The following is a 22414-nucleotide window of genomic DNA, read 5'->3' on the forward strand; positions in this document are numbered from 1 at the left end:
CTTGCCTACTGGAGTCCACGATTGACCGCGATAATCGTGCTGACGCTACTGCTGGTGGCGGCCCTGCTGTTCTGGCCGCGCGTCGCCACGGCACCGATGTGGCGCGCCACCGTGACCCCATTGGCGTCGATCATCGGCAGTGGCTTTCTCATCCTCGGCCCGGTGATGCTGGTCAATTTCGGCAGTTGGGGGCCGCTGGCGATGCTCGCCCTGTGCGCCCTGGGCTATGCCTTCGGCAGCGCCATGCGCTTCAACATCCGCTACCTGGGTGACGAACCACAGGGCCGTAGCACACCACTGCAGGATCTCGGCGAGCAGGCGTCATCCTGGGTGCTGGCCTTCGCCTATTTCATCTCGGTGGCTTATTACCTCAACCTGTTCGGCGCCTTCGCCGCGCGCATAGTCGAGGTGCGTGGCGGCACGCTGCCCAAGGTCATCACCACGGTGATCTACCTGCTGATCCTGGCCGCCGGCTACTGGCGTGGCTTCAACGTGATGGAGCGCATGGAGAAGTTCTCCGTGAGCCTGAAACTGGCGATCATCGCCAGCCTGCTCGCCGGCCTCGCCGTGCATACCGCGCAGCAGGACGTGGCCAGTGTGTTGACCTACAGCCCGGCCAGCACGCAGGGCACGCTGGCGTTGCAACTGTTGCTGGGGCTGATCGTCACCGTGCAGGGCTTCGAGACCTCGCGTTACCTCGGCCAGCACTACGACGCCGCGATGCGCGTACGCTCGATGCGCCACGCGCAATGGCTCGCCAGCGCCATCTACCTGCTTTATGCAGCGTTGCTGACGCTGAGTTTCCACCCGCAGAAGATGGCGCTGGACGAAACCGCGATCATCGACCTGATGGGCGTGGTCGCCCTGGTGTTGCCGCCCTTGCTGATCGCCGCCGCCCTCAGCGCCCAGTTCAGCGCCGCCGTGGCCGACACCAGCGCCTCCGGCGGGCTGATCAACGAACTCAGTGGCCAACGCCTGCGCGCCCGCCACGGCTACGTGCTGCTGACCCTGACCGGCCTGCTGCTGACCTGGCTGTTCGATGTGTTCGAGATCATCAGCCATGCCTCACGCGCCTTCGCCCTGTACTACGGCGCACAGTCATTGCTGGCCGCTGCGCGTGCCGCTCAGCAACCACCCGGCCTCAGGCGCAGTCTGCAGGTGGTCGGTTTTGCCCTGCTCGGTTTGATCGGCCTGGCAGCGGTGGTGCTGAGCGTCCCCGTCGAGGGCTGAATCTAGAGCTCATCCTCGGCCAGATCGATCTCCAGCTTGCCTTTGGCCATCTCCGTCAACTTGCGCAGCAACGCCAGCCTGCGCATCAGGTGTGGCCGCCGCTCGTCGATGCTGTAGGTCTGGCGCCCGCCTTTGGTCGTGGGCCCGCGCCAGAGTTTGTCGGCATGACGATCGAGAAACCTGAGTACCTGTTGCCTGTCCAGCGCGCTCTCCACCACCAGCCCATCGACGGTACGCAGGTCATAGGCCGGCGAATAGAGCGCCGCCAGCAACTTGAGCTCGCCTTCATCGAAGCGGTGCGGCTCGCTGCCCTTGAGATGGGTCAGTTGATCGCGCTTCAGCAGTTCGCTGAGCAGGGTGAAACGGATCATATCCTCGACGCTGCCTTTGCCCTGCAACGACCAAAGCAGACGTATCAAGCCCTTTACCAGGGGCGCTCGCATCTGCTGCGCGAGCAGGCGCGGCACCAGCGCATTGGCGCGCACCATGGCCCTGCTGACCATCTCCTCGACCTCGCTGCGCAGCACACGAGGCCAGGGCAGCGCTTCGATCTCCGCCGTTGCCGCCCCGAGCAAGGGAATCAGCGGTCGCGAGGTGATTCCGGCCGGGCTGCAGGCAAAGTCCTTCTGGCGTGACTCATCCAGGCCCTGGTAGCCCTGCTGCACGATCCGATAGCCCTCGGGCAAGGCAAAGTACTGCGCCAGAAAGCGCTGACAGTTGAGCCGACCGAGCTGGTAGTCGTGGGCGCGAAAGCGCTCGCTGAGAAACCCGCCGAAGCCACCCAGCAGGCCACAGGCAATGCCGTAACGTTGCGCGTTGCCATCCTTGTCGTAGCGACGCGGGGCGATCAGGAAACGGCTGTAGGAAAGCTCCATGGCCGCGACGATCTCGTCCAGCTTGCAGCGCGCCTGGTTCTTCAGCGCCGGCAGGATCTTGCCGATGACCGACATGAGGCTCAGATCCAGCGCATCGGTCAGCGGGTAATCATCGGCTTCGGGAAAGGGGTCGATCATGATCACCGCGCGATCCACACGCTTGCCGTTGTCCTCATCGCGTGGATTAGGCAGCGGTGGCTTCTCCATCAGGCTCCAACGGGCCATCTCGAAGGGCTCGTTGTTCAGCACGCCGCCATCGACCGTGACATAGGGGATGGGCTGGTTGTTCGGGCTCTTCAATTGTTCGGGGAAACTCGGCTCCAAGTGCGCCGAGCCACCCGAACTGTACAGGCTTGCCAGCGGCCAACTGCGCTGTAGGTGTTGCGCGTAGGTCTGCCCGGCGATGCTGCGAGCACTCAAGCCCACGGGGAAGGCGCCGGAGCCCAGTGCCGCGGTGGCATAGTCCTGCCATGGCTGCGCAAGCTTTTCCTGCATACCCTGCAGATCCTTCACGGACAAGGATTGTGGCTGCTCGTTATCGGCCCAGATACTGGTCACCGGCGTGCTGCCGAGACCTTCGAGCCGGTAATGTACCCGATCCGCATGCAGCCGCATCGGATAGCCCGGCTGTCCCTGTGCCCCCCCTTGGAAGTGCACTTCATAGGGCACCCCACGCAGGTTGGTATGGGTCATGAACAGGTGCAGGCCTGCTGCGATATAGGGCCTTGGTGGGGCGACCTGGCCAATCCCGAGAAAGGTCTTGTCGACGATGCCATCGAGCACGCTGCTGTCGAGCAATGACTGCACCGGGCCGCCACGCTTCAAGTCAGCGAGCCCCAGCAGATCCGGCCCGCCACTCGGTGCGACGAAACTGGGCAAGCGTACCCAGGCCTGATACAGGCGCGGCAGGGTGTAATCGACCCGGCCCATGCCGTCGTAATGCTGCCAGCCGGGCTGGAAGCCCTCGGCCAGTGCCGGCAAGGCCAGCGCTCCGGTCATGGCCCCGGCCGAAGCACCGGAGATCACCGTCAGCACCACCTGATGATCGGGCACCGCCTCGCCCCGCTCTTTGGCCTGCTGCCACTCGTCCAGTGCCTGCAGCAGAAAATCCAGCACCCCGGCGCTATAAGTCCCTGCCGAGATGGCCCCAGCCATCGTGATACCGATACGGAACTGTTCCATGGTCTATCCCCTCCCCGCTCTCCATGCAGCCATACAGGCTCACGACCTGGCCGCGACGGATGAAGGATAGCCAGTATTTCGCCATTTTTTGCCATCACACAGTCACTAGGCGCGGACCACTGACAAAATCATGGCGCCCGGGTAAAAATCCAGACCAAAGATCAGGCGGGGGCAACAGCGTCTGTCGCCTTGTGTACGGAGCGCGGCAGACCCCAAGCGGGTCAGGGCATTGCAGCATGGCAATACAGCCCATGCCGCTCATGCCTGGTCAAACAGTCATTGCAACTGACTGGCGAAGCGTTCCACGGCGCTCAGCACCTGCTTGGCGCCCTGGCGGATTTCCAGCATCACGTCTCCGGCCTGGTTGGCCAGCTCCAGCCCCATCTCGGCCTGCGTGCGACTGCTGGCCATGTTGCTCACGGCGGCGTCCACCAGCTTCTGGTTGTCCTGCACCACGCCGACGATTTCCTCGGTGGCCTTGCTGGTGCGGCTGGCGAGCTGGCGAACCTCGTCGGCCACCACGGCGAAACCGCGGCCCTGCTCACCCGCCCGCGCCGCCTCGATGGCGGCGTTGAGCGCCAACAGGTTGGTCTGCTGAGCGATACCGCCAATGGTCTGCACCATGGTGCTGATCAGGATCGACTGCTTGCCAAGCGCCTCGATGCCCTCGCCGGCCGCGGTCATTTCCTGGGAAATGCGCTGCATGGTCTGCACCGTCTCAGTCACCACCTGGGCGCCGCGCTGGGCATTGCTGTCGGTCTGCTGAGAGATGCCATAGGCCGTCTCGGCGGCGTCATTGACCTCCTGCTCACGATGAACCTGGTCGGTGATCACCGTGGCGAACTTGACCACCTTGTACAAGCGATTCTGCGTATCGTGCACCGGGTTGTAGGTGGCTTCCAACCAGATCTCGCGACCATGGCTGTCCACGCGCTTGAAGCGCCCGGCGACGAACTCGCCACGGTTGAGCCGCTCCCAGAACTGGGCGTACTCAGCGGAAGAGACCTCCTGCGGCTCGCAGAACATGCGGTGATGCTTGCCCTGAATCTGCTGCAGGCTGTAGCCCACGGCGCCAAGGAACTGCTCGTTGGCCTTGAGTACATGGCCCTTGAGGTCGAACTCGATCACCGCAGTCGAGCGTAACAGCGCATTGATGAAGTCTTCGTTCTCGCGCGCCTTGTTCATGCTCTCGGTGATCTCGCTGCCGATGCACTGCACACGCTGCACGACGCCGCGCTCGTCGGCCAGCGGCATCCATGAGGCCTGTACCCAGACCAACGAGCCATCGCTACGCAGGAAGCGATAGCGATCACTCACCGAATGACCAGAGGTGATCGCTGCACCCAGATCCTTGTAGCACGGCAAGTCCTTGACGTAGGCCGGCACGAGGTCGCTCAGCGGGCGTCCCTTGAGTTGCTCGAGGGAATAGCCGATGAAGCGGGCGAATTTCTCGTTGAAATCGAGGATCCGCTGCTGAGGGTCGATCGACAGCATGATCTTCTGCGCCTCTATACCCTGGAACAACTGCTTGTAAATGGACAGTTCAGCGTCCTTTTCCTGCAACTCTTTCTTCAGTCGGTTACCGAACATGCGCGCTCTCCGCAAGCAATCCCGTCCAGATTATCGGCAGGCCTGGGGATTTATGAAGGCCTGCTTCAATTCAAGCACAGAAAGCGCATCTTACCGGCTGAAACGCCCTGCTCATGGGCTTGAGCCAAGCGGGTGGACGTCCAGATCGGGGGCGATTGGGGCCTGCTCGTGCCGGGTGCGGGCATGAATCAGAGTGGCGTATGTGGGCTCCATGGGCGAATGCAGCCCCACCTCGATGCAGGTTTTACGCTTGATTTCGTGACTTTCAGTCAATAATGATTTGATCGCCTCGGGGTATTTAGCGCGCGCCGGTCTGGATAACCTGCCGCCCTGTTTTTCTGGAGAACCCCGATGAAAAAGATCCTCCTGCTCGATGGCGGCAAAGCGTTCGCTCATTCCAACGGCCAGTACAACGCCACCCTGCACGAGGCCGCCGTGGCCTTTCTCGACCGTGCCGGCTTCGACCTCAAGACCACCTTCATCGATGGCGGTTACGACGTGGCGGAAGAAGTGCAGAAATTCCTCTGGGCCGATGTGGTGATCTACCAGATGCCCGGCTGGTGGATGGGCGCACCCTGGACGGTGAAGCAGTACCTCGACGAGGTATTCACCGCCGGCCACGGCAGCCTCTATGCCAACGATGGCCGCACCCGCGCCGATGCCTCGCAGAAGTACGGCAGCGGCGGGCTGATCCAGGGCAAGCAGTACATGCTGTCACTGACCTGGAACGCCCCGCTGCAGGCCTTCGAGGATCCGGCGGACTTCTTCGAGGGCAAGGGGGTGGACGCGGTGTACTTCCCCTTCCACAAGGCCAACCAGTTCCTCGGCATGAGCGCCCTGCCCACCTTCATCTGCAACGACGTGATGAAGGTGCCGAACATCGAACGCGATGTGGCGCGCTATCGGCAGCACCTGGCAGAGGTGTTCACGCCGGTCTGAGGCAAGCGCTCACTGGCCGCCGAACAGCCCCGTCCAGTAGATGCCGGCATCGCTCTTCGGGTCGCTGGCGTAGGCGCCGCCAAAATCGCTGAAAGCCGGGTTCATCAGGTTGGCGCAATGGCCCGGGCTGGTCAGCCAGCCCTGCAGCACACGCTGCGCCGAGTCCTGCCCGGCGGCGATGTTCTCGCCCACCGTGCCACCCGGGTAGCCGGCCAGTTCGGCACGATCACCCGGTGTACGTCCATCCGGGTCGAGGTGATCGAAGAAATTGCCATTGGCCATGGCCCGGCTGTGCCCCAATGCCGCCTCGCCCAACGCCTCGTTCCAGACCAGGGGCGGTGCGGCGGCGAAGCGCTGCTCGCCGCACTGGCGTGGCTGCCCACGGGCCGCGTTGACCTGCTCGAGCAGGCGCTGCCCCTCCACCTTGGCATCCGCCAGCTTGGCGCTGAGCAACGGCCGCGCCAGCACCACACGCCAGTCGCGCCCCACCTGGTTGATGCCGATGTCGACGAACTGCGGATCGAGCAGAATCTGGCAGAAGCTCTCGCGCAATGCCTGCATGGCCGCTTGTGCATCACGTGGCCCGGACAGGCTGATGGCCTGCACGGTGACCATGGGGTAAGCGGTCGCCGTCAGCTCCTGCTGCAAATCGCCACTGCCATTCACCGGCAGCTCCAGGCGCTGATCAGCGCTCAAGCCGGGCAACGGCTCGAACACCTTGCCCGCGCAACGCTGCACCTGGCCACGGTATTCGTTGATTGCCGCGATCAGCGGCTCCTGCTGGGCCGCCTGCGCGCCCCAGGCGCTGAGCAATGTCAGCGCGATCAGCAGGCCACACCTTGTAACGCATTTCGTCATAGCGCTCGAACTCCCAGCAACTGTCGTGGAATTGACAGACAATACGGCCTCGCAGCATACCGGCCTCTAACGGATCTGCCGGGCCCAGGCAGGACAAGCCTTCCCAGCAGGCGGCAAACTTCGTGCATGATGCTCAGCGCGCCTGTTCCGTCACAGGCCATGCTACCCGATGAAATGGAACATCCGATGCCCGGCCGACTCATCAAGACCGACGAACACCGCCGCAAGGTTCTCAGGGCCTTGCTATGGATCACCGTCTGTGGCGGTTCGTTCTTCTCGGTGTTCAACCTGCTGCACGACAACTGGCTGCTGGCCGGCCTGGAAATCGCCTACGCCAGCGTATCGCTGTTCATGCTGACCATCATCAACACCACGCAGCGCCTGCCTCTGTGGACCACCATCTACCTGTTGCCGTTCTTCAGCATCATGATGGTGGGGCTGGCGCAGACGCATACCATCTTCGCCATCTTCGCCTGGATCCAGACCATCCCGATCATCTGCTACATGCTGCTTGGCCTGCGCCTGGGCATGTGCGGCTCGCTGTTGTTCGTCGGCATCGGCTTGTATGTCTTCACCTGGCGTTTCTCCTCCGAATCCCTGCTGCATAACCTGGAGATCGTCACCAATCTCGGCCTGGCCAGTTTCACCGTGATGATCTTCGCGCATATCTATGAACGCAGCCGACTGCTCAACGAGCAGCGCCTGACGGAAAAGGCCACCACCGATGCCCTCACCGGCCTGCCCAACCGCCTGAAGCTGGCCGAGGTGTTCGAGCGCGAGCGTGCGCAGGCGCTGCGCAATGGCACGCCCTTGGCGCTGGTGTTTCTCGACATCGACCATTTCAAGCAGATCAACGATCGCTTCGGTCATGAGTGTGGTGATCGCGCCTTGCAGCATTTCACCGATGTGCTGCAACAGCGCCTGCGCCAGAGTGATTTCCTGTGCCGCCTGGGCGGCGAGGAATTCGCCGTGCTGCTACCCGGCAGCACCCCGGCCGAGGCCCTGGAGGTGGCCGAGAGCCTGCGCGAGCGCCTGGCCAGTACACCGCTGAAAATCGAGGGTAAGCCGCTGCAGATGACGCTCAGCGCGGGCCTCGCGCACTTCGGTGCCGATGGGCTGATCCTCAGCGCGCTGATGCTGGCCGCGGACAAACGTACCTATGCGGCCAAACGCGCCGGGCGTAACCGGGTGATCGCCGGCGACGAGCCGCCAGAGACCGAGGTCGAACATCAGGCGTAAACGCTGAGCCCGCCCTTGTCCTGCAGCCACTGGCGATAGGTTTCCAGCGAGTCGGTCTGCTGGTCGCCGTTGTGCCCGGCGATACGCACGCTGCCGTCCATGCCGGCATCCACCATCTTCTGCACCTGCGCCAGCAGCGTGGCGGCGTCGTCGCGATCCAGCGCCATCACGTCCGGCAGTTGTATGATAGCCGGTGCGCTCGCCTTGCTTTCAGTGGTAGGTGCGATGCCGCTGCTGGCCGACGCCGCGCCGCCCTGCATGGCGCGCAGCAAGCCACCCTCGTTACGCGCCACCACCTGCTTGGCAAAACGGCGCAGCTCATCCAGCGGATCCTGGTTGCTCTGGCCGCCCGCCTCGTTGCTGCCGGTGCTTGTGCGGTTGTTGAGCTGGCTGCCGTAATAACTGAGCATCGCCGGCATGCTGTTGTTGATGGATGTCATGGGGCCTCCGCAAAAAGCATTCGCAGGCTACGAAGCAGATTCCGGGCCAGGGGCTGCGTGCCTTGCAGCACGCGGCTTGGACAAGCCTCGACGGCAGCGCGTTGCCAGCCAGCGGCAAGGCCTTGCCCATGTCGCCGGCAAGCGAGGGGCAGCCAAGACGCGCCAACGGTCATTTGCTTGTCAGGGCGATTGCGCTAGGCTCTGCGCCTTTATCCAGAGGAGATACGCCCATGGCTCGCGCCACTGCCCGCCACATCCTGGTTGCCAGCGAAGACAAGTGCAACGAACTGAAAAGCGCCATCGAAGGCGGCGCCGATTTCGCCCAACTGGCCAAGGACAATTCCACCTGCCCGTCTGGCCGTAACGGTGGCGACCTGGGTTCGTTCGGCCCCGGCCAGATGGTCAAGGAATTCGACACCGTGGTATTCAGCGCGCCGGTCGGCGTGGTGCAAGGCCCGGTCAAGACCCAGTTCGGCTATCACCTGCTGGAAGTCACCAGCCGACAGGACTGATACTAGGGGCTGTTCCCGTTTCGTTCGCGGTCACGCCCTGCCCGTGACGAGCTGCCACGGCCGCTCGTCATCCTCTCAAGAGTCATTCAATCCCGCCTCGGAGGGGGCTGAGCTCCGCCATGAGAAAAGGCACCCGGCTCACGTCCGTCCTGCTGCTGTTCATCTGCCTGTCGCTGGCCTCCCTCGCCGCCTGGCAGATCTGGTTCTCACGCGAGCGCGCGCTGCATGAGCTGAACCTGTCCAGCCTGAACCTGGCGCAGGCGCTGGACAACTACAGCGAAGGGGTGATTCGCCAGTCGGAACTGGTGCTGCTCGACCTCATCGAGCATCTGCAACACGATGGCGCTATGCCTGCCTCACGAGGCCAGCTCGAAGCGCTGATGCGCCAGCAGAGCGAGATACTCGGCATCGCCAGTGCCATCATCGTTTACGACGCGCAGGGCAAACGCCTGCTCTCCTCCGTCAGTGCCCCTGACTATGCACCGGGTGCCACCGACCGGACGTACTTCATCCATCACCGCGACGATCCTTCCCCCGCGACATTCATCGGCCCCACGGTCAAGAGCCGTGTCACCGGCGACTGGGTCTTCACCGTCAGCCGCAGGCTCGACGACACTGACGGCCAATTCGCCGGAGTCGTCGTGGTCTCCCTGGGCGTCGAGCACTTCCTGCAACTGTTCGGCAGCATCAAGCTGGGCGAGCAAGGCTCGGCCAGCCTCTCCAGCAGCGATGGCACTCTGCTGTTTCGTCACCCCTTCCGTGCACAGGATGTCGGCCTGAACTGGTCCAACTCGCCGATCCTGAAGGTATTGCAAGAACGCGACGAAGGCACCGCCGAGCAGGTCTCACGCATCGACGGCATCGAACGCCTGTATGCCTTCCGCCGCAACGGCCGCCTGCCCCTGATCACGGTGGTCGCCCTCGGTCGCGATGAAGCCCTGGCGCCCTGGCGCCATGACGCGCAACTGTTCGCCACGCTGATCCTGGTGTTGCTGGTCAGCGTGGGGGTCATCGGCCAGCGGCTGCTCACGGACATTCGCCGGCGTACCCGCGCCGAGAGAAAACTGCTCATCGCCCAGGAAGAACTGCTCGATGCCAATGCCCGGCTCGAAGTACTGGCCTCGCAAGATGCCCTGACCGGCCTGGCCAACCGCCGCAGTTTCGACCAGACCCTGGAAGTGGAAATCCGCCGCGCCCTGCGCCGCCAGTCGGCGCTGTCGCTGGTGCTGCTCGATATCGACTTTTTCAAGCGCTACAACGACCGCTACGGTCACATAGCCGGCGATACCTGCCTGCGCACGGTCGCCGACATCCTCAAGTCCTGCATTCATCGCCCGGGGGATCTGGCCGCGCGTTACGGTGGCGAGGAGCTGGCGCTGATCCTGCCGAACACCGATACGGATGGTGCCGAAGCCATTGCCCGCACCTTCATGACGGCGTTGCAGCAGCGCCACCTGACCCATCAGGCCAGCCCCTTCGGCACGGTGACGGTGAGCATCGGTATCGCCAGCCTGACACTGGCAGACGGAGACAGCCACACCCAGGCCCTCGCTCTGATCCAGGCCGCTGACCAGGCGCTGTATCAGGCCAAGAGCAGCGGCCGCGACCGCCTGCAGCGGGCCGATTCGGTGGGGTGACAATCCTCACAAAGCCGTGCAGCATCAGCCTGCCCCTGGCTCGAAGAACGGACCGCCATGAACGACGCCCCGCACCCGCTGCAACAGCTCGCCCACAACCTGCTCGGCAAGGCCGTGCATGAACTCGAACCGGAAGAGAACAACGTCCTCGAAAAGATTCGCCAGCGTCGACCGATCAGCCGCGACGTGGCCGATGTCTCGGACGAAGAATCGACCTTCGGCCAGCGCCTGTCGGATAAGGTCGCGGCGGTCGGCGGCTCCTGGTCATTCATCATCTGCTTCTCGCTGACCATGCTCGGCTGGATGCTGATCAACACCGACGTGCTCGCGCACTTCGGCATGGCCTTCGACCCCTACCCCTACATTTTCCTCAACCTGATGCTCTCGACCCTGGCCGCAGTGCAGGCGCCGATCATCATGATGAGCCAGAACCGCCAGGCGGCGAAGGATCGCCTGGCCGCCAGCCTGGACTTCGAGGTGAACCTGCGCGCCGAGCTGGAAATCATGCGCCTGCACGAGAAGATCGATCAGCGCATCCAGCAGCGTCTGGATCAGATCCTCGAGCGCCTGCCAGAAAAGCGCCTGCAAGATTGAGCCGACACGGATCGCATTTGCACCGTAGGGTGCGCCGTGCGCACCAGAGCGCCAGGCATTATCAGGCCAGGTGCGCAACGTACCCTACGGCAGCGTCGCCACCCTCTGGCGCCAGCCGTCGAGCAGACGCCCGCCCCAGACGTTGATCAGCAAGCCGACCATCACCAGCGCCGCGCCGGCCATCTGCAGAGCGCCGAGGCGCTCGCCCAGCAGTATGGCCGACGAGCTGATGCCCACCACCGGCACCAACAGCGAGAACGGCGCCACCTGGCTGGCCGGATAGCGCGACAGCAGGCGGCTCCACAGGCCGTAGCCGAGCAGGGTGGCTCCGAAGGCCAGGTAGACCAGCACCAGGGCCGAATCCAGACTGAAATGACGCAAGGAGTCGCCGATTACCTGCGGCCCCTCCAGCCACAACGACAACCCCAGGAAGGGCAAAGGTGGAATCAGGCTGCCCCAGACCACCAGGCCGACCAGATTGACCTTGCCCAGCTTGCGCGTCACCACGTTGCCCAGCGCCCACATCGAAGCGGCGGCGATGGTCAGGGCGAAACCGGCCAGGGTCATCGCCTGCCCGCCTTCCAGGCCGATCAAGGCCAGGCCCGAGGCCGCCACCAGCAGGCCGAACAGATTGCTACGGCGCAGCCGCTCGCCGAGAAACAGCGCGGCGAAGAACAGGGTGAAGAACGCCTGCGACTGCAATACCAGCGACGCCAGGCCGGCTGGCATGCCCACGTACATGGCATAGAACAGGCAGGCGAACTGGCCCAGGGAGATGGTCGCGCCATAGGCCAGCATCCAGCGCAGCGGCACCTGCGGCCGACGCACGAAGAGAATCGCCGGAAAGGCGGCCAGCATGAAGCGCAGCGCCCCCATCAGCATTGGCGGCATGCCATGCAGGCCCACCTTGATGACCACGAAATTCAGCCCCCAGACCAGGATCACCAACAGTGCCAGCAACAGATCCTTGGGGGTCATGACAGAAACCTCGTGATGAATGAACAGGCATTAGACCAGCCACCAGGCCTGCGCAGACAGACACAGTCGGCCAGCAAAGCGACCACACAGCCAGGCGCGGTAGCCACCATCGGTGCCTGCCTGGTGCTACCCGTTGCGGAAATTGCAGGTGCCGACAGCCGCGCAAGGCACTAGAATCCGCACCCTATCCGATCGTCAGGCCGCTCTCGCGCGCCGACGCCGTTTCACTATCGGCCAGGAGACCCCAGATGGGCGCCCAGTGGAAAGCCAAACCCAAAGAAGCCGCCGCCAATGCCCGAGGCAAGATCTTCGGCAAGCTGGTGAAGGAAATCATGATCGCCGCGCGTAATGGCGCCGACCCGGACATGAACCCCAAGCTGCGCCTGGCCGTGCATCAGGCCAAGAAGGCCTCGATGCCCAAGGACACCCTGGAGCGCGCCATCAAGAAAGGCGCCGGGCTGTCCGGTGAGGTGATCAACTACGAACGCACCCTGTACGAGGGTTTCGCCCCGCATCAGGTGCCGTTGATCGTCGAGTGCCTGACCGACAACGTCAACCGCACCGTGGCCGAGATCCGCGTGCTGTTCCGCAAGGGCCAGCTCGGCGCGTCCGGCTCGGTGAGCTGGGATTTCGACCACGTTGGCCTGATCGAAGCCAGCAGCGACAGCGATGCCGACCCGGAACTGGCCGCCATCGAAGCCGGTGCTCAGGACTTCGTACCGGATGACGAAGGCGCCACCCTGTTCATCACCGACCCGACCGACCTCGACGCCGTGTGCAAGGCGCTGCCGGAGCAGGGTTTCACCGTCAACTCGGCCAAGCTCGGCTACCGCCCGAAGAACCCGGTGACCAGCCTGACGCCGGAGCAGATGGAAGAAGTCGAGGCCTTCCTCGAAGCCATCGACGGCCACGACGACGTGCAGAACGTCTACGTCGGCCTCGCCGGCTGATGCTGTTGGGCGCCCATCGGGCGCCCATTGCCGAGCTTATGAAAACCACACTGCATATCGCCGCCGCCTGCCTGTTCGACGAACGCGGCCACCTGCTGCTGGTACGCAAGCGCAATACGCGCTTCTTCATGCTGCCTGGCGGCAAACGCGAGCCTGGCGAGGATGCGCTGTCGGCGCTCGAGCGCGAGCTGCTCGAAGAGCTGGAATTGCGACTGGACGCCACCGCGCTGCAACCGCTCGGCCAGTTCCAGGCACCTGCCGCCAACGAAGCCGATACCTGGCTGCAGGCGGATATCTACCACGCCGCCCTGCCCTATGCCGTACAAGCGGCTGCCGAGCTGGAGGAGCTGCGCTGGCTCGATACCACCGCCCCACTGCCCGATGACCTGGCGCCGCTGCTGCGCGAGCAGGTGCTACCAGCCTTGCAACGCCTTCATTGAGGGCTGTTCGCGGAATCGCGGAAAAGCAGTCTTGAGACCGCACTGGCAAGTTCGTGTGTTGCCGGTGTTCAAGCTGTTTATCGGCGTTTAGTTTCGCCCATCGATGCCTAAGGGTCGACTTACAAGGGGTACCGGTACGCCGGCCGCTTGCAAACAGTACGCCGTTGGTGGGAGTACTGGGCGTGAGCCGTGGTGCCGAACTCGGCATGGCCCGGCGGACTGTTCGCTGGCGCTCCTGAGTCCGCCCTACGGCTGCCGTGTGGGGTCGTAGGGCGTACTCGCGAAGCAGTACGCCGTTGGGGCAGGGGGCTACCTCGGGTTCAGGCGCGTGCAGAGCCCGCCCAGGAGGGCGTCGGAACAGACACAAGAACAACTAACACCGTATTGCCAGTCCGGTTTCACCCAGGCATTCCCCCTGAAAATGCGATGAACCATTTTTTGATCCACGGCAACGCAGGCGACAGCGCCAGCCTTTAGGCTGCGCCGATAACCAGAACCATTCTCTTTGCGTGCAAACCCATAGGAAGCGAGGTTTGCCATGAGTATCACGTCCGCCCAGATCTGCCAGGCCGCCGACCAGTTGCAGGGTTTCGTCGGCTTCAACGCCAAGACCGGCCAGTACCTGCTGCGTTTTTCCGAAGACAGCTTCGGCCTCGATGTGCCGGCCGAAACCATCACCCCCACCAGCGAATACGTCTGGCAGGCCTATGACGTCGGCCTGATGCGTCTGGATCGCCAGCGCCTGGCCTGGCTGCAGGCGCAGCGCATCGATGATCGGGTCAACCTCGGCGAGCCGCTGCGCGTTTACCTGCGGCGCAGTGACCTGCCGGAAATCCGCGCCGAGCGCCGCCCACTCAGCTGCGCCTGATCAGCGCTGATAACCCCGGGAGAAACGCCGCTCCAGGCGCGCCTGCACCAGCTCCAGGAGGATCGACAGCACCCAGTAGATCAGCGCGGCGGTGGTCAGCATTTCCAGGTAGCGGTAGCTGGAGCGGCCATAGGACTGGGCCAGGAACATCACCTCCCACACGCCCATCACCGAGATCAGCGACGAATCCTTGAGCATGGAGATGAACTGGTTGGCCGTGGGCGGGATGATGGTGCGCATGGCCTGGGGCAGGACGATGTAGAAGAAGATCTGCCCAGGGCGCATGCCCATGGCCACGGCGGCTTCGCGCTGCCCGGCGGGCACGGCCATGATCCCGGCGCGGAAGATCTCGCTGAGGTAGGCGCCATAGTTCAGCGACAGGGCGATGATGCCGGCGCTGATCGCCCCCGGCACCAGGCCGATCTGCGGCAGGCCGAGGTAGATCAGCAGTATCTGAATCAGCAGCGGCGTGCCCCGGAAGAACGAGGTGTAGAAGCTGGCCACGCCGAGCAGCACCGCGCTGTTCGACAGCCGCGCCAGCGCGGCGGCGAAGCCCAGCAGCAACGACACCAGCATCGAGCACAGGCACAGGAACAGGGTGAGCGCCGCGCCCTGCAGAAAGCCGTTGGGGCCGAGCTTGAAGCCGGCCAGGTAGGGAAACTTCTCCACGATGATGGAGAACTTCAGATCGAAGCTGAGAAAGAAGCCGACGAACAGGATCAGCAGCGCCAGCCAGGTCAGGTACAGGCGCGTGCGGAAACCGAACAGACCAGCGCTCGCGCCGTTACGGGCAAGCGCTCGGGAAGGTAGCTGATCACTCATTTACTGATATCGGCGCCGATCCATTTCTGCGACAGGCGCGCCAGGGTGCCGTCGGCCTTCAGCTCGGCGAATGCTTCGCGCACCTTGGCGTTCCATTCGGCGTCGCCCTTCTCGATGGCCACCGAGTTCGGCTCTTCATACAGCGGCGCACCGGCCAGCTTGAAGCGGGCGTCCTGCTGCAGACGCGGCTGCGCGGTCACCAGGTTGGTCAGCACCGCGTCCAGGCGCACACCAGCGCCCAGAGCCAGATCCTGGAAGGCAACGTTGTCGGTGTCGTAAGGGGCGATCTGCACGAAATCGAACGGATAGTCGATCTTGCGCTCTTCGTCGCCCTCGATCACCAGGTTCTTGTTCAGGTAGCTCTCGTAGCTGGAGGCGCTGGTCAGGCCGACCTTCATGCCGTCGAGATCCTGGGCCGAGTGGATGCGATCATCCTTGGCGTTGACAACGATCACCGCCGGCGAGGCGTAGTACTCCACCGGGAAATCGAACACCTCGGCGCGCGCCTTGCTCGGCGTCATCGAGCAGATGCAGATGTCATAGCGACCGTTCCAGCGGCCTGCGGCAATCACGTCCCAGGACGGCGTCTCGAAACGCACCTTGACCCCCAGCTTGTCGGCCACGGCCTTGGCCACGTCCACGTCGAAGCCATCTAGCTGGTTCTGCTCGTTGAGGAAGGAGAACGGCGGGTAGCTCTCCATCAGCACGTTGACCATTTCCTGCTTCGCCTGCACGCGATCGAGAGTTTCCCCGGCGATGGCCTGGGTGGTGAAGGTGGCAGCGAGCAGGCCCGCGCCGAGCAAGGGTGGCAAACGCATGGAAATACCTGAACAATAGATGGGCAAAAGGATGGCGTATTAAATAGTTATAAGCGGCATCCCAGAAGTGAATTCTATTCATATTGATATAGTCGGAAGTCATATGCACGACAAGCCTTTGCTTATTCTCGATGGCGGCATGGGACGAGAATTGCAGCGCCGCGGCGCCCCTTTTCGCCAGCCGGAATGGTCGGCCCTGGCCCTGACCGAAGCGCCCGAGGCCGTGATTGCCGTTCATGCAGCCTTCATCGAGGCCGGTGCAGGGGTCATCACCAGCAACAGCTACGCCGTCGTGCCCTTTCATATCGGTGAACAGCGTTTCGCCGCCGAAGGTCTGAGCCTGGCCGATACGGCTGGTCGCCTGGCCCGCCAAGCGGCCGATGCCAGCGCTCAGCCGGTGCGGGTGGCCGGTTCGCTGCCGCCGCTGTTCGGCTCCTATCGGCCGGATCTGTTCCAGCCGCAGCGCGTCAGCGAAGTGCTCACCCCGCTGCTGCAGGGCCTGGCGCCGCATGTCGACCTGTGGCTGGCGGAAACCCAGAGTTCGATCGCCGAAGTACGCGCCATTCATGAGCGACTGCCGCAAGACGGCAAGCCGTTCTGGGTGTCCTTCACCCTGCAGGACGATGGTGTCGATGAGGTGCCGCGCCTGCGCTCCGGCGAACCCCTGAGCGAAGCTGCCGAGGCCATGGCCAACCTGGGCGTGCAGCACCTGCTGTTCAACTGCAGCCAGCCGGAAGTGATCGGCGCGGCCATCGATGTGGCCCGCGACACCTACACCCGTCTCGGTGTCGATGTCGCCCTCGGCGCCTATGCCAACGCCTTCCCGCCACAACCCAAGGACGCCAAAGCCAACGATGGCCTGGACGAGTTGCGCGAGGATCTCGACCCGCCGGGCTACCTGGCCTGGGCCAAGGACTGGCGCCAGCGTGGCGCGAGCATGCTCGGCGGCTGTTGCGGCATCGGCCCGGAGCATATCGCCGAACTCCACCGCCACCTGTAAGCCGTCTACAGGCACGACGAGCAGCCCTGCGTGTCGTGCCTGCGCACTCCTGCATGCCTGACTACCGCCAACTGCCCAGCGTGCTGCGCCCACTGGTGGACAAGTTCTACCGCCAGCATCGCTCCGCCATGCGCAGCCAGGCCGGCGACGAGTTGTGGGTGGCACAACAGGGCAACGACATCCTCGCCGCCCTGAGCCTGCGCTCTGTGGCCGACGGGCAGTGGCTCACCGGCCTGTTCGTGGCACCGGCACAACGCGGCCAGGGCCTTGCAGCCGGGCTCCTGGCGCAGAGCCTGCAGGCGCATCCCGAACCGGTCTGGCTGTTCTGCCATCCCGATCTCACTGGGTTCTATCGACGCCAGGGCTTTCATCCATCCCTGCACCTGCCGGATGAACTCGACCAACGGCTGGCCCGTTATCGCCGCAACAAGTCTCTAATAGCGTTGCGCGTTCACTGAACGCTCGTACAGGTTCTGTTGCCCCTTCAGAGCGAAACAGCAACAGAAACTGATGGCACTTTGCCCAGAAAAAGCCTTGCCAGACATCGGCAAAGCTCTGCATGCTTGTCTGCACAACAATGAAAAATGCCATGAAGACCCTCAAGACTCGCGTGCTCAAGCGCCTGCGTAACGACTTCCAACTGTCGATAGTCTCCCTAATGGGCTTATTCGGCGTGATCGGCATTGCCCCCTATGCCGTCTATCGCCTGCTGACGGGTAACTATCTGGTCGGCATCGCCGACACCATCATCGTGCTCTCGACCCTGGCCGCGGTGACTTACGCCTGGGTAAAGCGCGACACGAACACCCCTGGCATCTATCTGGCCGCCGTATTTTCCGTCGGCGCCACCCTCATCGCCATCAACCTGGGGGTCAACGGCCTGTTCTGGATCTACCCACTGATCCTCTTCAACTTCTTCATGGTTCCGCCCGGCAAGGCCTTGCTCGCCACCCTGCTGGTGCTCGCGAGCCTCGTCATCCATGCCCTGGTGTTTCCCGGTAGCGTGTTCGAGAGCAACTATCAGATGGTGTCGTTCCTGGTCACCAGCATGATGGCCAGCACCTTGAGCTTCATCTTCGCCTACCGCACCGGTATCCAGCGTGACCAGTTGCAGGTGATGGCCTCACAGGATCCACTCACCGGCGCACGCAACCGGCGCGCCATGAACGAGGAACTGAAGATCGCCGTGGCCAGCCATCGCCGCCACAGGCACAGCTATGGTGTGCTGATCATGGATCTGGATCACTTCAAGCAGGTCAATGACCGCTGCGGCCATCATGCAGGCGACCAGGTGCTGATCGCCTTCGTCGAAATCATGCAGCGCGTCTCACGCAGCGAAGACCGCCTGTTTCGCTTCGGCGGCGAAGAGTTTCTGTTGCTGCTGCCCAATACCGATCTGAGCGGCTTGCACAGCGTCGCGCAGAATCTGCTCAAGCGCGTCGCCGCCGAACTGCGCAGCCCGGTGGGCCCGGTCACCGTCTCCATTGGCGGCGCCGTTCTGCAAAGCGGAGAACACTGGGAAAGCTGGATGCAACGTGCCGATACCTGCCTCTACGAGGCCAAGAGCGCCGGACGCAACCGCGCCATCATCCACCCTGGGGAGCCGGACTAACGGCTGCGCTGCTGCTGATAACCACCCGCCCCCGGCTGCCGCTCGATGATCAGCCCACCCGGGTATTCGGTGCTCTGCCGAATGCCGCCGCGTGTCTCAGTGGAATGACTGCCGTAGCGGCTCTCCTGGCGTACGCTGCCTTGCGGCAGGCGCTGACCACCATAGAGGTCGTACTGCTGGTAATGCGCCGAACCGGACACGCTGCCACCGGCGCCCGGGCTGACGTAACTCTTGGGAATGACCCTGATCGTCTGCGGCTCATCGGCAAAGGCCGCAGCGGCACAGATGCAAACCAGCACCATCGAAATCAAACGCAGCATCGCTGAACCCTCCAACCCCTGATCGTGACCGCCTGCAGAGTCGACAAAACAGCACCATAGTGCTCTTTTGACAAGGGATATGAAGAAGGTTGCAGCCTCGACCCAGCCCGCAAAACCACGACCACGTCACATTTCACTGGCCTTTCCTGCAGCCTTGTGTAGCATGTGCCACACCCGTGATAGCACTAGGCCAGGAGGCCGTAACGAACATGGAAGAATCAGAGCTGCATCGAGACAACCTGCGCCGCAACGGCCGCAAGGCATCCTGGGAAAACTTCAACACCGCTCCCCGACGCAGCGGCACAAACCTCGCTAGAAAGGTCGCCCTCCCACAGAAAGCCGCCCTGCCCGACCGCCACGAAGCATCCACCCCCCTGGAGCCAGGCAGCCTGTGGCCGATCTACGCCATCTTCCTGTTCGCCTTCGGCATGCTGGCTTACGTCAGCTATAACCTGATGTAGAGGCTCCATCTCTAGTCTCATTGCCCGCCATAAAGCACCTTTAAAAGCACTTTAAACAGAGCTATGCTCTGGCCTGCTTTCCAGGAAAGCAGAGAGAGAGCCATGACCTATGCAATATTGGCCGATGTTGCAGCATCGGTGACCGACCTCAAGAAAGACCCGATGGGCACCATCCGCGAAGGCGGCGGTAAAACCGTCGTGATCCTCAATCGCAACGAACCCGCCTTCTATGCCGTGCCTCCAGCGCTGTACGAAGCCATGCTGGAAATGATCGACGATGCCCGCCTGGCCGAAGTGGTGCGTGAACGCCATGGTGCACCCACTGTACGAGTCGATATCGATGACCTCATCGCACAAGCCGGCGGAGCCGACTAAGTACGCCCTGGAGTTCAATGCCCAGGCCCTCAAGGAATGGGGCAAGCTGGGCAATACTATCCAGTTGCAGTTTGCCAAGAAGCTCAAGGAGCGCTTGGAGAATCCCCGAGTCGAGGCCGACAAGCTTCGGGATATGCCCAACTGCTACAAGATCAAGCTACGCTCAATCGGCTACCGCCTGGTTTATGAAGTTATCGACAGCCGCCTGGTCGTGACCGTGATCGCCGTAGGCAAGCGAGAACGCAGCAAGGTCTATGGCAGTGCCGCCAGTCGTTTGTAAGGAGTTTACTGTCATGCACAACCCTCCACACCCGGGCGACTTCATCACCGAAACCTACTTGAAGCCATATGGCATCAGCGGTCGTGAGCTGGCCGAAAAGCTGCGCGTAGCACCCTCGACCCTGAGCCGTGTGCTCAAGGGCACCAGCCGCGTAACGCCGGAAATGACCCTGCGCCTCTCGCTAGCACTTGGTCGCTCACCTGAAAGCTGGCTAGCCATGCAGGATGCTTGCGACTTGTGGAATGCCCGCCAACACATAGACCTGCGGCAGGTTGGAAAGCTGGCATTTGCATGAATGCACTCAGGGTATGCCGCCAGCCGGCGCCTGGAAGGCTTCGCTACCACACAAGAAGATGCCAAGCGCAAACTCCCAACGCGCGAAAGAGCCCTGAGCGCTTTACGCGCCCAGCAGGATTGATGCTCGATAGATACGGCTTCGATCAGGATGGTATCTATCGCACCGGCCGGCCTAATCGCCTAGCAGAGACACCGCCAGAAACGACAAAGGGCTAGCCGAAGCTAACCCTTTGATTTTTATGGTGCCGGAAACAGGAGTCGAACCTGCGACCTTCGCATTACGAAAATACTGCACCTTCCTCCGCAAAAGCTGGAAGCCAGTAGAAACGGGGCTTTCGCCAGTGCCAGCTATTGGCTAGTATCCGATGCATTGTGTTTTGAGCCTGGAAGGAGACACCTTATCGGTGACGCTCTTCCAGCAGAAATTAAATGTACCGTCTTTCCACGCTTGAAATGACTTTACCACCTTGCTCATGACCGACAAAAAAATCCAAGACAACCCGTCTCATGCAAAATTAATAGAGCTGGCTCGTGGTGTCGGTCTCCTAGAACATCTATACCAAAACAACCCCCAATTAAAGAAGCAACACCCAGAGCTTCAAAGCGCCTTTGATGAATTCGCAGAGAGCAAAGCCAATATGGATGCTCCCTATATACCAGACAGTTTTAATGAAAGGTTCTCCAGCGTAGGCTGGATTGCTTACGAGTCGATGCCCATCGATGTTGCCAGAGAAGCCATTAAAATCTATGACGAAAACGGAATTAGTGACGCCGAAAATTATCTTGCCGATTCTTATGATGCAGATTTTTTGAACTGCGCATCAAGAGGCTTTCATAGTCCCCAAGCCTTTGCCTCACGTCTAAGACTCATAAACCTAGCAAAAGCAGACTATCTAGATGCGAGGTATCACGCGTGCATACCTCTTCTACTTAGTCTGTTAGACGGCATAGTCAACGATGTGACCAAGAGCGTTGGCTTTTTTGCTAGCTCTGCGGACTTGACTGCCTGGGACTCAGTGGCAGCACACAGCTCAGGCCTACAAACCTTGACATCCCTTCTTTCAAAGGGCAGAGCAATTACAACCGAGGAGGAAATAACCATTCCATATAGAAATGGAATCTTGCATGGCCGTGATCTAACTTTTGATAACAAATTAGTGGCAGCTAAATGCTGGGCTGCCCTTTTTGCAGTTAAAGATTGGGCTGACGCGATCAGCGATGGCAAGAAAAATCCATCCAAAGCCAAAGACGACTTCTCATGGTTTGAGCTCATCGAGAGAAAGAAAAAAAGAGAAGTCATAATGAAGCACTTCCATGAGTGGTCTCCTAGGCAACCAGCTGAGCTAACTCATTTCCCCATTAAAAACAATTCAGAAACCATCCCACACGACACACCAGAGTTTGTTTTATGGGGATTCCTAGAAAACTGGAGAAACAAAAGATATGGATTAATGGCTGAAGCCCTACTGCACTGTCATGGCGAGCCAAAAGGAAAGTGTGCCGGAAGCATAAAACTTGACTATTCTAAAAAAAAGCTAACGTCATTTGAGATACTATCATCAATAGATGTATCTCCATCAAAAAGCAGACTAAATACAGTTTTAGGCTTTTCAGAAAAAAGCATTGAAGTAAGTATTTCCTTACTTTACGTAGACAGCGAAGGGTATGACTACGTCAGGTCATGTAATGACGGCCAATGGCTCATACTACAAGCCACCCTAAGTAACATTCTTTATCCACAGAATTAATCAAACTAGCTCTTTACCTAGAGCTCTTTGCTCTGGCAAACCATCGCCGGGCCACTTCCGCTGTTACTTGCTGCCCGCGTCTTGTCCTGCCAATTTTACCGGACTGATTTGTCCTCGGGATAGATCAACCTCCCCTCGAACAATGTAAAGCTCGTATGCCGCCAGCAGCGCGGACAGGTCTTCCACCCTGGTCTTGGTTCTGATGTCTGTCGCCACGGTCTGCCACCGGCAATGATCACTGATGACAGTGCGTTTGACCAACGGCATCCGGGCCTGAGGAATCCCCACAAAAATCCCATTTTGATCAATGGGATAGCTTGAAGACGCCTGCATGAGTCGGGCAGTTTGG

26 protein-coding genes and 2 pseudogenes are annotated in these 22414 nt (G+C 61.6%); 18 read left to right on the forward strand and 10 right to left on the reverse strand.

Annotated elements, in window-relative coordinates:
* Window positions 1-21: 21 nt before the first annotated feature.
* A complete protein-coding gene (locus ACSVIK_RS17850; RefSeq protein WP_442445582.1) occupies window positions 22-1230 on the forward strand; it encodes a hypothetical protein in 1209 nt (402 codons plus the stop codon).
* 2 nt (window positions 1231-1232) lie between these two features.
* On the opposite strand, the gene ACSVIK_RS17855 is transcribed toward ACSVIK_RS17850, so the two are convergent.
* The 3 genes and pseudogenes from ACSVIK_RS17855 to ACSVIK_RS17865 form a co-directional block, all read right to left on the reverse strand.
* Complete coding sequence (locus ACSVIK_RS17855; RefSeq protein WP_442445583.1) at window positions 1233-3287, reverse strand: patatin-like phospholipase family protein; 2055 nt, start codon at window positions 3285-3287, stop codon at window positions 1233-1235.
* A 276-nt stretch (window positions 3288-3563) separates the two neighbouring features.
* The gene (locus tag ACSVIK_RS17860; protein WP_442445607.1) at window positions 3564-4121 is read right to left on the reverse strand and encodes a methyl-accepting chemotaxis protein; all 558 of its coding nucleotides are present in this window, start codon (window positions 4119-4121) and stop codon (window positions 3564-3566) included.
* A pseudogene (locus tag ACSVIK_RS17865) lies at window positions 4101-4877 on the reverse strand (PAS domain-containing protein); the annotation flags it as partial. The pseudogene ACSVIK_RS17865 and the gene ACSVIK_RS17860, both read right to left, overlap by 21 nt.
* Before the next feature lie 351 nt (window positions 4878-5228).
* On the opposite strand from ACSVIK_RS17865, the gene ACSVIK_RS17870 reads away from it, so the two are divergent.
* Entirely contained in the window at window positions 5229-5816 is a 588-nt protein-coding gene (locus ACSVIK_RS17870) for an NAD(P)H-dependent oxidoreductase (RefSeq protein WP_442445584.1), read from the forward strand.
* Between the two features lie 9 nt (window positions 5817-5825).
* Here ACSVIK_RS17870 and ACSVIK_RS17875 read toward each other — a convergent pair whose 3' ends face one another.
* Complete coding sequence (locus ACSVIK_RS17875) at window positions 5826-6674, reverse strand: CAP domain-containing protein (RefSeq protein WP_442445585.1); 849 nt, start codon at window positions 6672-6674, stop codon at window positions 5826-5828.
* A 186-nt stretch (window positions 6675-6860) separates the two neighbouring features.
* Here ACSVIK_RS17875 and ACSVIK_RS17880 point away from each other — a divergent pair, with 186 nt between their 5' ends.
* Window positions 6861-7913 carry a GGDEF domain-containing protein gene (locus ACSVIK_RS17880; RefSeq protein ID WP_442445586.1) on the forward strand — a complete coding sequence of 351 codons (1053 nt, stop codon included), beginning with the start codon at window positions 6861-6863 and terminating at the stop codon, window positions 7911-7913.
* On the opposite strand, the gene ACSVIK_RS17885 is transcribed toward ACSVIK_RS17880, so the two are convergent.
* Window positions 7904-8353, reverse strand: coding sequence for a hypothetical protein (locus ACSVIK_RS17885; protein ID WP_442445587.1), 450 nt, complete (start codon window positions 8351-8353; stop codon window positions 7904-7906). The genes ACSVIK_RS17880 and ACSVIK_RS17885 overlap by 10 nt on opposite strands.
* 230 nt (window positions 8354-8583) lie before the next feature.
* Between ACSVIK_RS17885 and ACSVIK_RS17890 the strand changes: the two genes are divergently transcribed.
* The 3 genes from ACSVIK_RS17890 to ACSVIK_RS17900 all read left to right on the forward strand — a co-directional run bounded on the left by ACSVIK_RS17890 (window position 8584) and on the right by ACSVIK_RS17900 (window position 11096).
* Window positions 8584-8865 carry a peptidylprolyl isomerase gene (locus tag ACSVIK_RS17890; RefSeq protein WP_268182893.1) on the forward strand — a complete coding sequence of 94 codons (282 nt, stop codon included), beginning with the start codon at window positions 8584-8586 and terminating at the stop codon, window positions 8863-8865.
* Window positions 8866-8984: 119 nt separating this feature from the next.
* Window positions 8985-10502, forward strand: a complete 1518-nt coding sequence (locus ACSVIK_RS17895) for a diguanylate cyclase (protein WP_442445588.1) — start codon at window positions 8985-8987, stop codon at window positions 10500-10502.
* 57 nt (window positions 10503-10559) lie between these two features.
* Window positions 10560-11096, forward strand: a complete 537-nt coding sequence (locus tag ACSVIK_RS17900; protein ID WP_442445589.1) for a DUF1003 domain-containing protein — start codon at window positions 10560-10562, stop codon at window positions 11094-11096.
* Window positions 11097-11180: 84 nt separating this feature from the next.
* Here the strand turns inward: ACSVIK_RS17900 and ACSVIK_RS17905 are convergent, their stop codons facing one another.
* Window positions 11181-12074, reverse strand: a complete 894-nt coding sequence (locus tag ACSVIK_RS17905; RefSeq protein WP_442445590.1) for an EamA family transporter — start codon at window positions 12072-12074, stop codon at window positions 11181-11183.
* Window positions 12075-12322: 248 nt separating this feature from the next.
* On the opposite strand from ACSVIK_RS17905, the gene ACSVIK_RS17910 reads away from it, so the two are divergent.
* From ACSVIK_RS17910 to ACSVIK_RS17920, 3 genes are all read left to right on the forward strand, one after another.
* A complete protein-coding gene (locus tag ACSVIK_RS17910) occupies window positions 12323-13024 on the forward strand; it encodes a YebC/PmpR family DNA-binding transcriptional regulator (protein ID WP_268182883.1) in 702 nt (233 codons plus the stop codon).
* A gap of 38 nt (window positions 13025-13062) precedes the next feature.
* The gene (locus tag ACSVIK_RS17915) at window positions 13063-13464 is read left to right on the forward strand and encodes an NUDIX hydrolase (protein WP_442445591.1); all 402 of its coding nucleotides are present in this window, start codon (window positions 13063-13065) and stop codon (window positions 13462-13464) included.
* A gap of 538 nt (window positions 13465-14002) precedes the next feature.
* A complete protein-coding gene (locus ACSVIK_RS17920) occupies window positions 14003-14332 on the forward strand; it encodes a DUF2025 family protein (protein ID WP_442445592.1) in 330 nt (109 codons plus the stop codon).
* On the opposite strand, the gene ACSVIK_RS17925 is transcribed toward ACSVIK_RS17920, so the two are convergent.
* On the reverse strand, window positions 14333-15154 hold the full coding sequence (locus ACSVIK_RS17925) for an amino acid ABC transporter permease (protein ID WP_442445593.1): 822 nt from the start codon (window positions 15152-15154) through the stop codon (window positions 14333-14335).
* Window positions 15151-15972: an ABC transporter substrate-binding protein gene (locus ACSVIK_RS17930; RefSeq protein WP_442445594.1), complete on the reverse strand. Its 822-nt coding sequence runs from the start codon at window positions 15970-15972 to the stop codon at window positions 15151-15153. Before ACSVIK_RS17930 ends, ACSVIK_RS17925 begins: the two co-directional genes overlap by 4 nt.
* 103 nt (window positions 15973-16075) lie before the next feature.
* Here ACSVIK_RS17930 and ACSVIK_RS17935 point away from each other — a divergent pair, with 103 nt between their 5' ends.
* The 3 genes from ACSVIK_RS17935 (at window position 16076) to ACSVIK_RS17945 (ending at window position 18584) form a co-directional block, all read left to right on the forward strand.
* Window positions 16076-16972 carry a homocysteine S-methyltransferase family protein gene (locus ACSVIK_RS17935; RefSeq protein WP_442445595.1) on the forward strand — a complete coding sequence of 299 codons (897 nt, stop codon included), beginning with the start codon at window positions 16076-16078 and terminating at the stop codon, window positions 16970-16972.
* Window positions 16973-17025: 53 nt separating this feature from the next.
* Window positions 17026-17430 carry a GNAT family N-acetyltransferase gene (locus ACSVIK_RS17940; RefSeq protein WP_442445596.1) on the forward strand — a complete coding sequence of 135 codons (405 nt, stop codon included), beginning with the start codon at window positions 17026-17028 and terminating at the stop codon, window positions 17428-17430.
* 131 nt (window positions 17431-17561) lie between these two features.
* Window positions 17562-18584: a GGDEF domain-containing protein gene (locus tag ACSVIK_RS17945; RefSeq protein WP_442445597.1), complete on the forward strand. Its 1023-nt coding sequence runs from the start codon at window positions 17562-17564 to the stop codon at window positions 18582-18584.
* On the opposite strand, the gene ACSVIK_RS17950 is transcribed toward ACSVIK_RS17945, so the two are convergent.
* Window positions 18581-18904, reverse strand: a complete 324-nt coding sequence (locus tag ACSVIK_RS17950; protein ID WP_442445598.1) for a hypothetical protein — start codon at window positions 18902-18904, stop codon at window positions 18581-18583. The two genes, ACSVIK_RS17945 and ACSVIK_RS17950, sit on opposite strands and share 4 nt — an antisense overlap.
* Before the next feature lie 209 nt (window positions 18905-19113).
* Here ACSVIK_RS17950 and ACSVIK_RS17955 point away from each other — a divergent pair, with 209 nt between their 5' ends.
* The 6 genes from ACSVIK_RS17955 (at window position 19114) to ACSVIK_RS17980 (ending at window position 22065) form a co-directional block, all read left to right on the forward strand.
* Window positions 19114-19365 carry a hypothetical protein gene (locus ACSVIK_RS17955; RefSeq protein ID WP_442445599.1) on the forward strand — a complete coding sequence of 84 codons (252 nt, stop codon included), beginning with the start codon at window positions 19114-19116 and terminating at the stop codon, window positions 19363-19365.
* 102 nt (window positions 19366-19467) lie between these two features.
* Complete coding sequence (locus ACSVIK_RS17960) at window positions 19468-19740, forward strand: type II toxin-antitoxin system Phd/YefM family antitoxin (RefSeq protein WP_442445600.1); 273 nt, start codon at window positions 19468-19470, stop codon at window positions 19738-19740.
* Window positions 19706-20020: a type II toxin-antitoxin system RelE family toxin gene (locus tag ACSVIK_RS17965; protein WP_442445601.1), complete on the forward strand. Its 315-nt coding sequence runs from the start codon at window positions 19706-19708 to the stop codon at window positions 20018-20020. Before ACSVIK_RS17960 ends, ACSVIK_RS17965 begins: the two co-directional genes overlap by 35 nt.
* A 13-nt stretch (window positions 20021-20033) precedes the next feature.
* The gene (locus ACSVIK_RS17970; protein WP_442445602.1) at window positions 20034-20315 is read left to right on the forward strand and encodes a HigA family addiction module antitoxin; all 282 of its coding nucleotides are present in this window, start codon (window positions 20034-20036) and stop codon (window positions 20313-20315) included.
* The gene (locus ACSVIK_RS17975) at window positions 20316-20438 is read left to right on the forward strand and encodes a YhfG family protein (protein WP_442445603.1); all 123 of its coding nucleotides are present in this window, start codon (window positions 20316-20318) and stop codon (window positions 20436-20438) included. It abuts the gene before it with no gap.
* 346 nt (window positions 20439-20784) lie between these two features.
* Window positions 20785-22065 carry a hypothetical protein gene (locus ACSVIK_RS17980; RefSeq protein WP_442445604.1) on the forward strand — a complete coding sequence of 427 codons (1281 nt, stop codon included), beginning with the start codon at window positions 20785-20787 and terminating at the stop codon, window positions 22063-22065.
* Window positions 22066-22128: 63 nt separating this feature from the next.
* Here ACSVIK_RS17980 and ACSVIK_RS17985 read toward each other — a convergent pair.
* Window positions 22129-22414 (reverse strand): annotated as a pseudogene (locus ACSVIK_RS17985) (hypothetical protein); the annotation flags it as partial.

Source organism: Pseudomonas sp. NCHU5216 (assembly GCF_052156495.1).
Classification (GTDB): Bacteria; Pseudomonadota; Gammaproteobacteria; order Pseudomonadales; family Pseudomonadaceae; genus Aquipseudomonas.

Coding starts and splice junctions, on each gene's coding strand:
- ACSVIK_RS17930 (WP_442445594.1), bottom strand. CDS start 15,972: ATGCGTTTGCCACCCTTGCTCGGCGCGGGCCTGCTCGCTGCCACCTTC.
- ACSVIK_RS17960 (WP_442445600.1), top strand. CDS start 19,468: ATGACCTATGCAATATTGGCCGATGTTGCAGCATCGGTGACCGACCTC.
- ACSVIK_RS17920 (WP_442445592.1), top strand. CDS start 14,003: ATGAGTATCACGTCCGCCCAGATCTGCCAGGCCGCCGACCAGTTGCAG.
- ACSVIK_RS17975 (WP_442445603.1), top strand. CDS start 20,316: ATGCACTCAGGGTATGCCGCCAGCCGGCGCCTGGAAGGCTTCGCTACC.
- ACSVIK_RS17965 (WP_442445601.1), top strand. CDS start 19,706: ATGACCTCATCGCACAAGCCGGCGGAGCCGACTAAGTACGCCCTGGAG.
- ACSVIK_RS17950 (WP_442445598.1), bottom strand. CDS start 18,904: ATGCTGCGTTTGATTTCGATGGTGCTGGTTTGCATCTGTGCCGCTGCG.
- ACSVIK_RS17855 (WP_442445583.1), bottom strand. CDS start 3,287: ATGGAACAGTTCCGTATCGGTATCACGATGGCTGGGGCCATCTCGGCA.
- ACSVIK_RS17870 (WP_442445584.1), top strand. CDS start 5,229: ATGAAAAAGATCCTCCTGCTCGATGGCGGCAAAGCGTTCGCTCATTCC.
- ACSVIK_RS17935 (WP_442445595.1), top strand. CDS start 16,076: ATGCACGACAAGCCTTTGCTTATTCTCGATGGCGGCATGGGACGAGAA.
- ACSVIK_RS17880 (WP_442445586.1), top strand. CDS start 6,861: ATGCCCGGCCGACTCATCAAGACCGACGAACACCGCCGCAAGGTTCTC.
- ACSVIK_RS17895 (WP_442445588.1), top strand. CDS start 8,985: ATGAGAAAAGGCACCCGGCTCACGTCCGTCCTGCTGCTGTTCATCTGC.
- ACSVIK_RS17905 (WP_442445590.1), bottom strand. CDS start 12,074: ATGACCCCCAAGGATCTGTTGCTGGCACTGTTGGTGATCCTGGTCTGG.
- ACSVIK_RS17970 (WP_442445602.1), top strand. CDS start 20,034: ATGCACAACCCTCCACACCCGGGCGACTTCATCACCGAAACCTACTTG.
- ACSVIK_RS17910 (WP_268182883.1), top strand. CDS start 12,323: ATGGGCGCCCAGTGGAAAGCCAAACCCAAAGAAGCCGCCGCCAATGCC.
- ACSVIK_RS17940 (WP_442445596.1), top strand. CDS start 17,026: ATGCCTGACTACCGCCAACTGCCCAGCGTGCTGCGCCCACTGGTGGAC.
- ACSVIK_RS17885 (WP_442445587.1), bottom strand. CDS start 8,353: ATGACATCCATCAACAACAGCATGCCGGCGATGCTCAGTTATTACGGC.
- ACSVIK_RS17945 (WP_442445597.1), top strand. CDS start 17,562: ATGAAGACCCTCAAGACTCGCGTGCTCAAGCGCCTGCGTAACGACTTC.
- ACSVIK_RS17955 (WP_442445599.1), top strand. CDS start 19,114: ATGGAAGAATCAGAGCTGCATCGAGACAACCTGCGCCGCAACGGCCGC.
- ACSVIK_RS17915 (WP_442445591.1), top strand. CDS start 13,063: ATGAAAACCACACTGCATATCGCCGCCGCCTGCCTGTTCGACGAACGC.
- ACSVIK_RS17900 (WP_442445589.1), top strand. CDS start 10,560: ATGAACGACGCCCCGCACCCGCTGCAACAGCTCGCCCACAACCTGCTC.
- ACSVIK_RS17925 (WP_442445593.1), bottom strand. CDS start 15,154: ATGAGTGATCAGCTACCTTCCCGAGCGCTTGCCCGTAACGGCGCGAGC.
- ACSVIK_RS17890 (WP_268182893.1), top strand. CDS start 8,584: ATGGCTCGCGCCACTGCCCGCCACATCCTGGTTGCCAGCGAAGACAAG.
- ACSVIK_RS17875 (WP_442445585.1), bottom strand. CDS start 6,674: ATGACGAAATGCGTTACAAGGTGTGGCCTGCTGATCGCGCTGACATTG.